The sequence below is a fragment of the Acidovorax sp. FG48 genome, assembly GCF_057809085.1.
Map to the genome: position 1 here is coordinate 13,846 of NZ_JBMDJH010000007.1, position 13,544 is coordinate 27,389.

A 13,544-nucleotide genomic window follows, 5' to 3' on the forward strand; every position below is an offset into this window, starting at 1 on the left:
GAGCATGCCTTAGCAGCTATCAAAACAGAAGCATCAAGCCCCTACGGCACACCATGCAAGCCCTGCGCCACTACCTACTGGCCGTGCAGTTCTTCACCCGCATCCCCGTCACCGGGCGGCTGGCGAACTGGGTGGGCTACAGCCCGGCCATGCTGCGGGCCAGCGCGGCGCACTTTCCGGGCATTGGCTGGCTGGCGGCGTTGCTGTCTGTGGCCGTGTACGCCGCGCTGCACTGGGCGCTGGCGCCCAACCCGCTGGCCTCGGCTGTGGCGGCGGTGTTCTGCACCATCGCCACGGTGCTGATGACGGGCGGTTTCCATGAAGACGGCCTGGCCGACGTCGCCGACGGCCTGGGCGGCAGCTACGACCGCGAACGCGCGCTGGACATCATGAAGGACTCGCGCATCGGCGCCTTCGGGGCCATGGCGCTGGTGCTGGCGTTGCTGGCCAAGCTCAGCCTGCTGGCGCTGCTGGGGGCGCACAGCCTACTGGCCGCCCTGGCCGCGCTGGTCGGCGCGCACGTGTTGTCGCGCTTTTGGCCCCTGCTCATCGTGCGCAGCCTGCCGCATGTGGGCGACACGGCGCGCTCCAAAAGCAAGCCGCTGGCCGACCAGATCTCCGGCCAGGCACTGGTTGCGGCACTTTTATGGTGTTTTCCGCCCCTGGTGCTAGTCGGATATGCCCAGACAGCTCTCTTTTTGGTAGCGCCTATCGCTCTCAGCGCGCTCTGCGCGGGCTGGATGGCGCGCTGGTTCGCCCGACGGCTGCAAGGCTTCACCGGCGACTGCCTGGGCGCCACGCAGCAGGTGAGCGAGATCGGGTTCTACCTGGGCGCTGCCATCGCATTGCGATGGCTATGACGCCCCCTCCCGCCGCCGCCAAAAGCCGCCTGTGGCTGGTGCGCCATGCGGCCCCGCTGGTTGCCCCGGGCACCTGCTACGGCGCTTTGGACGTGCTGGCCGACGCGCAGGACACCCGCGCTGCGGCAGAGCGACTGGCAACGGCACTGCCACCCGGAGCTCGCGTGGCGTATTCCACGCTACAAAGATGTGAGCTGCTAGCGCATGATTTACAGGCACTCAGACCCGATTTGACATTCGCCCCTGACACCCGGCTGCGCGAGATGGACTTTGGCCGCTGGGAAGGGCAAACCTGGGACGCCATCGGCAAAAGTGCCATCGATGCCTGGGTGGCCGGGTTCGCCACCCACGCACCCGGCGGGGGCGAAAGCCTGGCGCACATGCTGCACCGCGTGGCGGCCGCCCTGCAGACCGCCCGCGAATGGCGCAATGATCAGGGGACGATGGATGTGGTGTGGATTACCCACGCCGGGGTGGCACGCTGCGTGGCCTGGTTGCAGGAGCGTGGAGAAAGCGCCCTGCCCCGCTCGGAGGACTGGCCGGTGGCGGCACCGGGCTGGGGGGAATGGGAAATCAGGGAGCTGGCCTGACGCCACGTGCGGCAGGCCAACAAAAAGACCGTCAGTTTTTCAGCGGCATGTCCAGCGTCACCGTGGCAGGCCCGCCCATGCTGGCCCCCAGTTGCGCCTGGCGGGGGCCCAGGGCCTGCAGCACCAGCCCCTCATCCACGGCAGCGCCCACACGGAAGGGCTTGGCGGGCTTGCCGTCCACGGCAATCAATGCGGCTCCACCGCCGCTGCTGCGCCCCGACAGCACGCCGATCAGCGTGAACCGGCTTGCGGTAGGCGCCACCGGTGCAGCCACACCCGGGGCGGCAGGTGCCGCACCCAGCAAACGCGCCAGCGCCTGCGCATCCATGGCCACCGGGGCAGGCGCCACGGCCGGCGCGGTGGATGCAGACGAAGGCGCCGACAGGCGCAGCCCCCAATAGACCACACTGGCACCGGCTGCTGCCCAGAGCACCAGAGTCCCCAGGCGGACGCCCCATTTGCTGTACGTATTGGTCACCATGCGGGGATTATGATTCACGCGATTCGACCATCCGAGAGACCGCCAGCAGTGAACACCTCTTTCTCCCTCCTCGTGCGCTCCGCCCCGCGCCGCGTTGCCAAGTCCGTGGCCCGTGGTTTCACCCTCATCGAACTGATGGTGGTGCTGGTGATCATCGGCGTGCTGGCCGCGCTGATCGTGCCCAACGTGCTCGAACGTGCCGACGATGCCCGCGTGACGGCCGCCCGCACCGACATCACCAACATCATGCAGGCGCTCAAGCTCTACCGCCTGGATAACCAGCGCTACCCCACGGCCGAACAGGGCCTGCAAGCCCTGGTCATCAAGCCCACTGCGGGCCCCGTACCGGGCAACTGGAAGCTGTACCTCGAAAAGCTGCCCAACGACCCCTGGGGCCGCCCTTACCAATACCTCAACCCCGGCATCAAGGGCGAGATCGACGTGATGTCGTTCGGCGCCGATGGCCAGTCGGGTGGCGAAGGCAAGGACGCCGATATTGGCAGTTGGCAGTGACCGCTTATTGCGAAGGTGCCCCAGCCCCATGAACCGGGCGCGCACCCAGCGAGGGACGCCGTGGAACTGGCTTTGCCAGGCCACAGGCGTCTTCTCCCACGGAAGAAGCCGCGCTGCAGCTCAAGGGGGCTTCACCCTCCTGGAGCTGCTGGTGGTCATCAGCATCATGGCGCTGGCCACGGCGGGCGTGGGGCTGGCGATGCGCGATGGCGGGCAGACGCAGCTGGAGCGGGAGGCCGCTCGACTGGCGGCGCTGCTCGAATCCGCACGCGCCCAGTCGCGCGCCGGGGGCATCCCGGTGCGCTGGCGCGCGCTGCCGGGGGGGTTCCGTTTTGAAGGGCTGCCGCGCAGCGCACAGGCCGCTCTGCCCAACCAGTGGCTGGACCCCGGCACCGTGGTGCGCGGACCGGCAGTGCTGCAACTCGGCCCCGAGCCCCTGATTGGCCCGCAGCAGGTGCTGATCACCCACCAGTCCTCCCCCGACCGCACCCTGCGCATTGCCACCGACGGTGTGCGTCCGTTTTCCGTGGATGCAGTGCAGTGAGGACGCGCCGCCCCCCTGTCAGCCACCGGGGCTTCACGCTGGTGGAAGTGCTGGTGGCGCTGGCCATCGTGGCCATTGCCCTCATGGCGGGACTGCAAGCCACGACGGCACTCACGCGCAGCGCCCTGCGGCAGTCCGACATCGTGCTCGCGCAGCTGTGCGCAGAGAACGAACTGGTCAAGGCCCGCCTCTCGCGCCAGATGCCCAGCGTGGGTGACAGCAGCCTGACCTGCGAGCAGGCCGGGCGGCAGCTGCAGGTGGTGACCATCGTGCGGCCCACGCCCAACCCGAGTTTTCGGCGCATCGATGCGCAGGTGCTGGATGGGGACAACTCCATCCTGCGCCTTTCCACCATCATTGGAAGGTATTGATGGAACACCCCCCTGAGGCCCTGCGGGCCTTCCCCCCGCTCTCGCATTGCTGCGCAATGCGGGCAGGGGGACGCTGCCAGCGCGGCGGGGCGGCCCTTGCGCGGCGTCCGCTGGCCTGGGCCGCGCCAGTTGCTCAGGCCTCGCGCCGGCGCCTCTGCAGTGGGGGCACGGTCCCGCGCGGCTTCACGCTCATCGAGCTGCTGGTCGCCATCAGCGTGATGGCGTTGATTGCCATCCTGAGCTGGCGCGGGCTCGATGGCATGGTGCGGGCGCAAGAGTCCACGCGCCAGCGGGCGGACGAGATGCTGGTGCTGCAGGCCGCGCTGGGGCAGTGGGGTACGGACCTGGACGCCCTGGTCTCCATCGCCAACACCACGCCACTGGACTGGGACGGCCAGGTGCTGCGCCTCACCCGCCGCAGCAGCGCCGTGCCCGACGAGGGGGCGCTGGTGGTGGCCTGGACCCGCCGCAACAACAACCAGGGCGTGGGCCAGTGGCTGCGCTGGCAGTCGCCGCCAGTGCGCACCCGTGCCGACTGGCGGCAGGCCTGGGAGCAGGCCGCCCAGTGGGCGCGCACGCCGGGCGACGCCGAGCGGCGCTACGAGGTGACGCTGCTGCCGCTCGACAGCTGGCAGATCTTCTACTACCGGGGCGGCGCGTGGTCTAACCCGCAGTCGAGCACGGGCACCCCGTCGGGCGACAGCACCTCGGCCACTCCGGATGGCATCCGCCTGCAGATCACCCTGCCCCCGGGCCAGGCGCTGACGGGCCAGCTCACACGCGACTGGGTCAACCCCGTGCTGGGTGGAGGCAGATCGTGAGTCCCCCCCTGAGCGGCTGCGCCGCATCCCCCCAGGGGGACGCCACCCGTGGCCTGGCAAAGCCAGCTCCACGGAGGCACTCGCTGTGGCAGCACCCATTGCACAGGCACAGGGCTCGCGGTGCGGCGCTGCTCGCCGCCATGCTCACCGTCACGCTGGTCGCCACCTTTGCGGCCGCCGCGATGTGGCAGCAGTGGCGCGCGGTGGAGGTCGAGACGGCCGAGCGTAGCCGCGTGCAGTCCGCGTGGATCTTGATCGGCGCGCTCGACTGGTCGCGGCTGATCCTGCGCGAGGACGGGCGCTCGGGCGGGGCCGACCACCTGGCCGAGCCCTGGGCCATTCCCTTGCAGGAGGCCCGCCTGTCCACCTTTCTCGCGGCCGACAAGAACGTGACGCAGGTGGACGACGCCAGCACCGACACCACCGAGGCCTTCCTGTCGGGCCAGATCACCGACCTGCAGGGCCGCCTGAACATCACCAACCTCGCAGAAGGCGGGCAGGTACAGGCCGTGGCGCTGCGGCAGTTCACCCGGCTGTTCGAGCGCCTGGGCCTGCCCGGCCAGCAGCTGAGCACCCTCATCGACGGCCTGCGCCGCGCACAGGCAGGTGCAGGCACAGACAGCGGCTCCGCCCCCCTGCTGCCACCCAGCGTGACCCAGCTGGGGTGGCTGGGCCTGACCCCGGCCACGGTGGCGGCGCTCGCCCCCCATGTGACGCTGCTGCCCGTGCGCACCCCGGTCAACCTGAACACCGCCGACATCAACGTGCTCATGGCCGCCATCGACGGGCTGGACAGCGCCACGGCCCAGAAGATCGTGCAGACCCGCGAAGCGCGGCATTTCCGCACCCTCAGCGACGTGCGCGACCTGGTGGGTGCCAGCATCGACATCAACGAAAGCGCCCATGCCGTGGCTTCGTCGTACTTTGAAGTGCGGGGCCGCCTGCGCCTGGGCGATGCGATGGTGGACGAGCGCTCTTTGGTGCGCAAACAGGGTATCGACGTGACCACGCTGTGGCGCGAGCGCGGGGCCTTCGACCGGGAAACCACGCAAACCCTGCCCGGAGCGCAGCGCTGAGAACCTGTTCTGAGGCACAACAACCCTCAACACCGCACCACCCACACCGCCGCTGTGTCACGCCCGCCCCCTAAAATGGCCCGCAAAACCCGCCCATGAGCACCCTGATCCTTTTCCTGCCGCCGGCACGCCCGGGACCCGCCTCCGAGTACGCCTACACGCTCACGGCAGACGGCCATTCCGCCCTCCAGCACGCCACCGCACCCGCTGCCCTGCTGCCCGAGCCCACCCGTCCCGGCGGTGAGGTCGTGGCTGTGGTGCCCGCACGGGCGCTGTCGTGGCAGCGCGTGACCATTCCGGCCGGTGTGCCGCTGGGTGCCGGCCAGCAGACGCCCCGGCTGCGCTCGGTGCTGGAAGGCCTGCTGGAAGACCGCGTGCTGGACGATGCCAGCCAGCTGCACTTTGCGCTGCAACCCGGCGCACAAAGTCGTGCGCAGGCCGGCGAGCCGGTGTGGGTGGCCGTGTGCGACCGCGCCTGGCTGCGCGAACACCTGCAGGCGCTGGAGGCCGCAGGCCGCCGCGTGGCCCGCGTGGTGCCCGAATTTGCGCCGGGCCCCACGGCCAGCGGCCAGCCTGAGCTGTGCGCCCTGGGCACGCCCGAAGAGGCCTACGTGGTGCTCACCGGCCACGGTGCCGACCAAGGCGTGGCGGTGCTGCCGCTGACGCCCATGGCCCTGACGCTGGCGCGTACCGGCTTGCCGACCGCCGACAGCGGCGACGACCCAGCCCTCATGGTCCGCGCCGAGCCCGCCGTGGCTGCGCTGGCCGAACGCACCCTGGGCCAGCAAGGCCAACGCATTGCCCTGCACACCACCAGCCAGCGCGCGCTCGATGCCGCCCGTGGCGACTGGGACCTGGCGCAGTTCGACCTCTCCAGCACCAGCAGCACCCGCGCGTTGCGCAAGGTGGGCAGCGCGTTGAGCGCGGCGCTGTACGCGCCGCAGTGGCGTGCCGCCCGCTGGGGTGCGGGCGTGCTGGTGGTGGCGCACCTGGTGGGGCTCAACGCCTGGGCCTGGCAAGAACGGCAGGCACTGACCGCCAAGCAGGCCAGCGTGCGCAATACCCTGACCCAGACCTTTCCCAAGGTGCAGGTGGTCGTCGATGCGCCAGTGCAGATGGAACGCGAACTCGCCCAGCTGCGGCAGGCCGCCGGTAGCGTGTCGCCGCGCGACCTGGAGCCCCTGCTGGCAGCAGCCGGTGCGGCACTGCCCGATGGCCGCCTGCCCAGCAGCATCGAATACACGCCCGGCGAGCTGCGCCTGCGTGGCGTGACCCTGGCGCCCGATGAAGAATCTGTGGTGTCTGGCCGCCTGCAAGCCGCCGGCTACCGCGCCCGCATGGACGATGGCAGCCTGTTGCTGCGCACCGAGGTGAGCCCATGACCCAACCCTCCGCCCTCCAGGACCGCTGGAAAGCCCTGGCGCCCCGCGAGCAGAACCTGGTGCTGGCCGCCAGCACGGTGGTGGCGCTGGCCCTGCTGTGGTGGGTGGCTGTCGCCCCCGCACTCGGCACCCTGCGCGCCGCGCCCGCGCGGCACGCCGCGCTCGATGCTCAACTGCAGCGCATGCAAAGCCTGCAGGCCGAGGCCCAGCAGCTGCAGGCCACACCCACCACCAGCCCCGGCGATGCCGTGGGCGCGCTGCGCACCGCCCTCACGCAGCGCCTGGGCAACACGGCCCAACTCAACGTGGCGGGCGACCGGGCCACGGTCACGCTCAAAGGCGCATCGGCCGACGCGCTGGCCCAGTGGCTGGCCCAGGCCCGTAGCAACGCCCGCGCCACACCGCTCGAAGCGCGGCTGACCCGCAGTGCTGCTCCTGCTGCTGCGGCGCCGACTGGCAATGCGCCCGTCACCCTGGGCAGCACGCCCGTGGCCATGCCCCGCTGGGATGGCACCGTGGTGCTGGCCCTGCCCGCCGCACCCGCCCGCTGACCCGCCGCTCCGTCACCGCCCTGAACGACACCCTCCCCACCGTGGCCCGCAACCTCCGTCCGACACGCCCTGCCCCCCGCTCCGCCCCCCGCACAGCGTGGGGCTGGGCATGGGCCGGCGTGCTGGCCGGCGTGCTGCCCGCCGTGGTGGCCTTTGCGCCCGCGCACTGGCTGGCCGGCGGCGTGGCCCGTGCCACCCAAGGGCAGGTGCTGTTGCTGCAGCCACGCGGCACGGTGTGGACCGGCTCGGCCCAGCTGGTGCTGACCGGCGGCCAGGCCAGCAAAGACAGCGCCGCCCTGCCCGGCCGGGTGGACTGGCAGCTGCGCCCCACCTGGGGCGGCCTGCGCGCCCGGCTGCAAGCGGGCTGCTGCACGGCGGAGCCCCTGCAAGCCCAGGTGCACCTGCGCCGGGCCGGCCCGCAAATCACCCTGGCCGACGGCCAGAGCCAGTGGCCCGCCGCGTTGCTGGCGGGCCTGGGCACCCCCTGGAACACGCTACAGCCGCAGGGCCAGCTGGCGCTGCAGACCCGCGCGCTGGCCGTGCAATGGGCCGCTGGCCGCATGGTGCTGTCGGGCCAGGCCCAGCTGGATGCGCGGGCCATGTCCTCACGCCTGTCCACCCTGCGCCCCATGGGCAGCTACCGGCTGGTGCTGCAGGGCGGCGAGGTGCCCACGCTCGCCCTCAGCACCCTCGACGGGGCCTTGCAACTCAGCGGCAGCGGCCAGTGGGTGGGCAACCGCCTGCGCTTTGCGGGCGAGGCCAGTGCCGCCCCCGAGCGAGAGGCCGCACTGTCTAATCTTCTGAACATCATCGGACGGCGCAATGGCGCGCGCTCCATCATCACCGTGGGTTGAATCTATGACTTTCCTGTTTGCTCCACGCCTGCGATTTACTCTCAAAACAATAGCTGCCAGCGCAATACTTACCTGCGCTAGCGGCCAAATTGGCGCCCAAACGGCGGTGGACACCCGCACCGGCAGCGTGCGCCCCAGCGAACCCGTCACGCTCAACTTTGCCAACGCCGAGATCGAGGCCGTGGCCCGCACCATGGCCACCATCACTGGCCGCAACGTGGTGGTGGACCCGCGCGTGAAAGGCCAGCTCAACCTGGTGACCGAGCGCGCCGTGACACCCGCCGCCGCGTTCCAGCAGTTCCTAGCCGCGCTGCGGCTGCAGGGCTTCACGGTGGTGGAGGCAGCCGGCCTGTACAAGGTGGTGCCCGAGGCAGACGCCAAGCTGCAGGGCGGCAGCGTGAGCGTGGTGCAGGGCAACGCGGGCAGCGCGCCCGGCGGCGGGCAGATCGTCACGCAGATCTTCAAGCTCAACTTCGAGAACGCGGCCAATCTGGTGCCGGTGCTGCGCCCGCTCATCAGTCCCAACAACACCATCAACGTGAACCCCGGCAACAACTCGCTGGTGATCACCGACTACGCCGACAACCTGCAGCGCCTGGCGCGCATCGTGGCGGCCATGGATGTGTCCAACGCCAGCGATGTGGAGGTGATTCCGCTCAAGAACGCGATTGCCAGCGACCTGGCACCGCTGGTGTCGCGCCTGATCGACGGCGGCAGCGCCAACGGGGGCGCCGCCGCTGCGGCCGCGCCCGGTCAGGCCGACACATCGTTCAAGACCACCCTGATTGCCGAGCCGCGCAGCAACTCGCTGATCCTGCGCGCCGCCAACCCGGCCCGCGTGGCCCAGGTGCGCGCCCTGGTGGCACAGCTGGACCAGGCGCCTGCGCCCGGCAGCAGCGCCGCCAGCGGCAACATCCATGTGGTCTACCTCAAGAACGCCGACGCCACCAAGCTGGCCACCACCCTGCGCGCCGCCATGGCAGCCATGGGCGGCAACAATGGCGGTGCGGCCAGCGGCGGGGGTGGTGCCAGCGCGCCCGCACCCAGCACGGGGCTGAGCACCGGCGGCATGCTGTCCACCAACGGCAGCTCGTCCAGCAGCAGTAGCACCGGCGGCCTGGGCTCCAGCGCGAGCGCCATGGGCACCAGCAGTACCAACAACAACCAGCCCTCCACTGGCGGGCAGATCCAGGCCGACCCCACCACCAACTCGCTCATCATCACGGCGCCCGAGCCGCTGTACCGCCAGCTGCGCGACGTGATCGACAAGCTCGACGGCCGCCGCGCGCAGGTGCTGGTCGAGAGTCTGATCGTCGAGGTCTCCGCCAACAAGGTGGCCGAGTTCGGCATCCAGTGGCAGGGCGTTCTGGGCAAGAACGGTGATGGCACCGTGGGCGTGATCGGCACCAACTCCGGCCAGGCGGGCGCCAACATCCTGAACGTGACAGCCGCGCTGGCCTCGGGCTCCACCACCTCCATCGCCTCGGCGGCCAGCTCGCTAGGCAAGGGGCTGAACCTGGCGCTGGCGCCGCGCGTCAACGGCCAGTACTACCTGGGCGCGCTGGCGAACTTCCTGCAGAACAGCGGCGACGCCAATGTGCTCTCCACCCCCAACCTGATGACGCTGGACAACGAAGAGGCGCGCATCATCATCGGCAACAACGTGCCCTTCGTGACCGGCTCGTACGCCAACAGCACGGGCAGCAGCACGGTGAACCCGTTCACCACGGTGGAGCGCAAGGACGTGGGCCTGATGCTCAAGGTGCGCCCGCAGATCAGCGAGAACGGCACGGTGAAGATGGCGATCTATCAGGAGGTCTCCAAGATCGACACCGCCACGCTGAGCAACGCCAACGGCCCCACCACCAGCAAGCGCTCCATCGAGTCGAACGTGGTGGTGGACGACGGCAACATCATCGTGATCGGCGGCCTGCTGGAAGACAGCTACTCGCAAGGCCAGGACAAGGTGCCGGTGATGGGCGACATCCCGGTGCTGGGCAACCTGTTCCGCAGCGAGAACCGCACCCGCAACAAGACCAACCTGATGGTGTTCCTGCGCCCCATTGTGGTGCGCGACAACGCCACCAGCGACGCGTTGATGATGGACCGCTACGAGGCCATCCGCGCGCTGCAGCAGACCACGCAGCCCGCACCCAGCGTGGTGATGAAGTCGGTGTCCGGCGCGCCCATCCTGCCCGCGCTGCCACAGCGCGCAGAGCCCGGCGCAGCCACCGTGCCTGCGCAGCCGCTGGCCCCGCTGCCCGCAGAAACTTCGCCACGCTGAAGGGTCGCCACGCATGCGCCACCCCCTGCCCTACGCTTTTGCCCGCACCGCCCAACTGCTGCTGGAGGACGACGGCCACCAGCTGGTGCTGTGGCACGGCCACAGCCCCGACGCGGGCGCGCTGTCCGAAGTGCTGCGCAAGCACCCGGTGCAGCAGCTGCTGCCGCTGGATGCCCCGGCCCTGGCACAGCGCATCAGCGCCGCCTATTCGCACAGCGAATCGAGCGCTGCCACGGTGGTGAGCGAGGTCGAGAGCGACGCCGACCTCTCGCGCATGATGCAGGAGCTGCCGGCCGTCGAAGACTTGCTGGAGTCGGCCGGCGACGCACCCATCATCCGCATGCTCAACGCCCTGCTCACGCAGGCCGCGCGCGACGGCGCGAGCGACATCCACATCGAGCCCTACGAGCGGCACAGCAGCGTGCGCTTTCGGGTGGACGGCACGCTGCGCGAAGTGGTGCAGCCCAACCGCGCACTGCACGCCGCCCTGATCTCGCGCCTGAAGATCATGGCCGACCTGGACATCAGCGAAAAACGCCTGCCCCAGGACGGCCGCATCAGCCTGCGCCTGGGCACCCGAGCCATCGACGTGCGCGTTTCCACCCTGCCCAGCGCCCATGGCGAACGCGCGGTGCTGCGTCTTTTGGACAAGAGCGAAAGCAAGCTGAGCCTGGAGGCCGTGGGCATGCAGGGCGACACCCTGCACCGCTTCGAGGGCCTGATCGGTCAGCCGCACGGCATCATCCTGGTCACCGGCCCCACGGGCTCGGGCAAGACCACCACGCTGTACGCGGCGCTGGGCCGGCTCGACGCCACGCGCAACAACATCATGACGGTGGAAGACCCCATCGAATACGAGCTACCCGGCGTGGGGCAAACCCAGGTCAACAGCAAGATCGAGCTGACCTTTGCCAAGGCCCTGCGCGCCATCCTGCGGCAGGACCCGGACATCATCATGATTGGCGAAATCCGCGACTTCGAGACCGCGCAGATCGCCATCCAGGCGTCACTCACCGGCCACCTGGTGCTGGCCACGCTGCACACCAACGATGCGGCCAGCGCCGTCACGCGCCTGACGGACATGGGCGTGGAGCCGTTCCTGTTGTCGTCGTCTTTGCTGGGCGTGCTGGCCCAGCGCCTGGTGCGCAAGTTCTGCAGCCACTGCCACGGCGCGGGCTGCGAGCACTGCGGCCAGACGGGTTACACCGGCCGCACCGGCGTGTTCGAACTGCTGGTGACCACGGACGCGATCCGCGCGCAAATCCACGCCCAGGCGTCAGAGGCCGACATCCGCGCCGCCGCCATGGCCGATGGCATGGCACTGATGCGAGAGGATGGCGAACGCCTGATTGCCGCCGGCATCACCAGCCGCGAAGAAGTGCTGCGGGTGACGCGGGACTGATTTGCTATACATCTGATAGCTGCTAGCGCATGAAGCACTAGCACTACCAGCCAAAAACACCTGAAATTACCGGATCTGCAACGCAGGTCGGCGCGCCACCTGGGCGACGGCGGGTGCTGCGGCAACGGGGGTGTTGAACGTGGCCGAGGGCGATGCGCCATCCTGCAGCTTGAACTGGCTGACCGCGCTGTTGAGGTGGTGGGCCTGCTCACGCAGCGACTCGGACGCTGCGGTGGATTCCTCCACCAGCGCCGCGTTCTGCTGCGTCATTTGGTCCAGCTGGGTGACCGACTGGCTGATCTGACCGATGTTGTCGCTCTGCTCGGCCGACGAGGCGGTGATCTCCGCAATGATGTCGGACACACGCCGCACGCTGCTCACGATCTCCGTCATGGTCTGACCGGCCTGGCTCACCAGGCGCGAGCCGTCTTCGACCCGCTCCACCGACGAACCGATCAGGCCCTTGATCTCCTTGGCCGCTTCGGCGCTGCGCTGCGCGAGGTTGCGCACCTCGCTGGCCACCACCGCAAAGCCACGGCCTTGCTCGCCGGCACGTGCGGCTTCCACGGCGGCGTTGAGCGCCAGGATGTTGGTCTGGAATGCAATCGAATCGATCACGCCCGTGATGTCGGCAATCTTGCGCGAGCTGGTGGTGATCTGGTCCATGGTGGTCACCACCTGCGACACCACAGCGCCACCGCGCGCAGCCACCTCGGCGGCGGTCGAGGCGAAGTCGCTGGCCTGGCGCGAGGCCTGGGCGCTTTGCTGCACGGTGCTGGTCAGCACTTCCATCGACGAGGCCGTCTCCTCCAGATTGGCCGCCGTCTGCTCGGTGCGGTGGCTCAGGTCGTGGTTGCCGCTGGCGATCTCGGAGCTGGCGGTGGAGATGTTGCCCGCCGCGTCCTGCACCTGGCGCACCAGGTCACGCAACGAGTCCTGCATGCGGCCCATGGCGCCCACCAGCTGGCCCACTTCGTCCTGATTCATGGCCGCCACATCGCGCGACAGGTCGCCGCTGGCGATGCGTTCGGCCAGCTCCTGCGCCTGCCCGAGGGATTTGGTGATGGAGCGCACGCTGAAGAAGGTGAGCGGAATCAGCACGGCCAGCGCCAGCACCAGGCCTACACCGATCAGCGCGGCCATGGTGGAGGTGCGTGATTCGACGCCCGCACGGGCCTCGTCCATCTGCGCACGGGCCGAGGCGGCCAGGCTGGAGAACAGCTTGTCGGTGGCCTCCATGTGGACCTTCAGGCGATCGGCGTAGGCGCCGCCGCCCGCGCCGTCCAGCTGCGCGCCTTCGATCTTCTCGAAGATGGGCGAAATGCCGGTTTCGTACTGCTTGATCTCGTCCAGCGATTTGTCGATGGAGGCCACAAATTCGGCATCACCCGACTGCACCTGGCGCACATCGGCCAGGCGCTTGCGCAGGGAGGTCAGGGTCTTGGCCCAGGACTCGCGCAGGGCAGAGACCTCGACCGAGTTGTTGAAGTTGATGATGATGTCTTTTTCGGTCCGGCGCAGGTCACCCAGGGTGGTGCGCAGCTCGGACATGTCGGTCAGCGTCTGCACGCGCTCTGAAAACAGCACCTGCAGGGTGCCGCGCGTGCGGTCCAGGGCTACGTAGCCCATGGCACCGATGACGACCAGAAGGATCAGGGAAAAGACGGTTCCGAAGTAGAGACGCGTGCGGATGGAGAAGCGGCCGAGAGCATTCATGGCTCTTCCTTACATTTTTTAACAGATAGTCCAGCATAGCAAATTTGGTGCCACGCACACACCCTACCTTCTGGGCCGGGAGTGGGCGCGACTATATGC

General features: G+C 69.3%; 14 protein-coding genes. 12 read left to right on the forward strand and 2 right to left on the reverse strand.

Annotation, left to right across the window (positions count from 1 at the left end; genetic code table 11):
- The first annotated feature begins 53 nt into the window (after positions 1-53).
- Both cobS and ACODSU_RS11770 read left to right on the forward strand, forming a co-directional pair.
- Positions 54-860 (forward strand): adenosylcobinamide-GDP ribazoletransferase, encoded by an 807-nt coding sequence (gene cobS / locus ACODSU_RS11765; RefSeq protein ID WP_488842446.1) that lies wholly within the window; start codon positions 54-56, stop codon positions 858-860.
- Positions 857-1,450 (forward strand): histidine phosphatase family protein, encoded by a 594-nt coding sequence (locus ACODSU_RS11770; RefSeq protein WP_488842447.1) that lies wholly within the window; start codon positions 857-859, stop codon positions 1,448-1,450. Before cobS ends, ACODSU_RS11770 begins: the two co-directional genes overlap by 4 nt.
- A 31-nt stretch (positions 1,451-1,481) precedes the next feature.
- Here ACODSU_RS11770 and ACODSU_RS11775 read toward each other — a convergent pair whose 3' ends face one another.
- Complete coding sequence (locus ACODSU_RS11775) at positions 1,482-1,931, reverse strand: type II secretion system protein N (RefSeq protein WP_056646703.1); 450 nt, start codon at positions 1,929-1,931, stop codon at positions 1,482-1,484.
- Between the two features lie 48 nt (positions 1,932-1,979).
- Between ACODSU_RS11775 and gspG the strand changes: the two genes are divergently transcribed.
- From gspG to ACODSU_RS11825, 10 genes are all read left to right on the forward strand, one after another.
- Positions 1,980-2,444 carry a type II secretion system major pseudopilin GspG gene (gene gspG / locus ACODSU_RS11780; RefSeq protein WP_043565124.1) on the forward strand — a complete coding sequence of 155 codons (465 nt, stop codon included), beginning with the start codon at positions 1,980-1,982 and terminating at the stop codon, positions 2,442-2,444.
- A gap of 28 nt (positions 2,445-2,472) precedes the next feature.
- Positions 2,473-2,988 (forward strand): prepilin-type N-terminal cleavage/methylation domain-containing protein, encoded by a 516-nt coding sequence (locus tag ACODSU_RS11785; RefSeq protein WP_343733947.1) that lies wholly within the window; start codon positions 2,473-2,475, stop codon positions 2,986-2,988.
- Positions 2,985-3,359 carry a type II secretion system minor pseudopilin GspI gene (gene gspI / locus ACODSU_RS11790; protein ID WP_488842448.1) on the forward strand — a complete coding sequence of 125 codons (375 nt, stop codon included), beginning with the start codon at positions 2,985-2,987 and terminating at the stop codon, positions 3,357-3,359. Before ACODSU_RS11785 ends, gspI begins: the two co-directional genes overlap by 4 nt.
- Positions 3,359-4,180: a PulJ/GspJ family protein gene (locus ACODSU_RS11795; protein WP_488842449.1), complete on the forward strand. Its 822-nt coding sequence runs from the start codon at positions 3,359-3,361 to the stop codon at positions 4,178-4,180. Before gspI ends, ACODSU_RS11795 begins: the two co-directional genes overlap by 1 nt.
- Before the next feature lie 98 nt (positions 4,181-4,278).
- Complete coding sequence (gene gspK, locus ACODSU_RS11800; protein ID WP_488842607.1) at positions 4,279-5,256, forward strand: type II secretion system minor pseudopilin GspK; 978 nt, start codon at positions 4,279-4,281, stop codon at positions 5,254-5,256.
- A gap of 95 nt (positions 5,257-5,351) precedes the next feature.
- Entirely contained in the window at positions 5,352-6,638 is a 1,287-nt protein-coding gene (gene gspL / locus ACODSU_RS11805) for a type II secretion system protein GspL (RefSeq protein WP_488842450.1), read from the forward strand.
- Positions 6,635-7,189, forward strand: a complete 555-nt coding sequence (locus ACODSU_RS11810; protein ID WP_110961374.1) for a type II secretion system protein M — start codon at positions 6,635-6,637, stop codon at positions 7,187-7,189. The genes gspL and ACODSU_RS11810 overlap by 4 nt, the downstream gene beginning before the upstream one ends.
- 41 nt (positions 7,190-7,230) lie before the next feature.
- Complete coding sequence (gene gspN, locus ACODSU_RS11815) at positions 7,231-8,043, forward strand: type II secretion system protein N (RefSeq protein ID WP_488842451.1); 813 nt, start codon at positions 7,231-7,233, stop codon at positions 8,041-8,043.
- Positions 8,044-8,047: 4 nt separating this feature from the next.
- Positions 8,048-10,327, forward strand: a complete 2,280-nt coding sequence (gene gspD, locus ACODSU_RS11820; protein WP_488842452.1) for a type II secretion system secretin GspD — start codon at positions 8,048-8,050, stop codon at positions 10,325-10,327.
- A gap of 13 nt (positions 10,328-10,340) precedes the next feature.
- Positions 10,341-11,729 (forward strand): GspE/PulE family protein, encoded by a 1,389-nt coding sequence (locus ACODSU_RS11825; protein WP_488842453.1) that lies wholly within the window; start codon positions 10,341-10,343, stop codon positions 11,727-11,729.
- Positions 11,730-11,795: 66 nt separating this feature from the next.
- On the opposite strand, the gene ACODSU_RS11830 is transcribed toward ACODSU_RS11825, so the two are convergent.
- Positions 11,796-13,445 (reverse strand): methyl-accepting chemotaxis protein, encoded by a 1,650-nt coding sequence (locus ACODSU_RS11830; protein ID WP_488842454.1) that lies wholly within the window; start codon positions 13,443-13,445, stop codon positions 11,796-11,798.
- Between the last annotated feature and the right edge of the window lie 99 nt (positions 13,446-13,544).

Bases quoted from the DNA above. Each gene is read 5' to 3' on its own strand.
- cobS (WP_488842446.1), top strand. From the start codon at position 54: ATGCAAGCCCTGCGCCACTACCTACTGGCCGTGCAGTTCTTCACCCGC.
- ACODSU_RS11770 (WP_488842447.1), top strand. From the start codon at position 857: ATGACGCCCCCTCCCGCCGCCGCCAAAAGCCGCCTGTGGCTGGTGCGC.
- ACODSU_RS11775 (WP_056646703.1), bottom strand. From the start codon at position 1,931: ATGGTGACCAATACGTACAGCAAATGGGGCGTCCGCCTGGGGACTCTG.
- ACODSU_RS11785 (WP_343733947.1), top strand. From the start codon at position 2,473: ATGAACCGGGCGCGCACCCAGCGAGGGACGCCGTGGAACTGGCTTTGC.
- ACODSU_RS11795 (WP_488842449.1), top strand. From the start codon at position 3,359: ATGGAACACCCCCCTGAGGCCCTGCGGGCCTTCCCCCCGCTCTCGCAT.
- gspL (WP_488842450.1), top strand. From the start codon at position 5,352: ATGAGCACCCTGATCCTTTTCCTGCCGCCGGCACGCCCGGGACCCGCC.
- ACODSU_RS11810 (WP_110961374.1), top strand. From the start codon at position 6,635: ATGACCCAACCCTCCGCCCTCCAGGACCGCTGGAAAGCCCTGGCGCCC.
- gspD (WP_488842452.1), top strand. From the start codon at position 8,048: ATGACTTTCCTGTTTGCTCCACGCCTGCGATTTACTCTCAAAACAATA.
- ACODSU_RS11825 (WP_488842453.1), top strand. From the start codon at position 10,341: ATGCGCCACCCCCTGCCCTACGCTTTTGCCCGCACCGCCCAACTGCTG.
- ACODSU_RS11830 (WP_488842454.1), bottom strand. From the start codon at position 13,445: ATGAATGCTCTCGGCCGCTTCTCCATCCGCACGCGTCTCTACTTCGGA.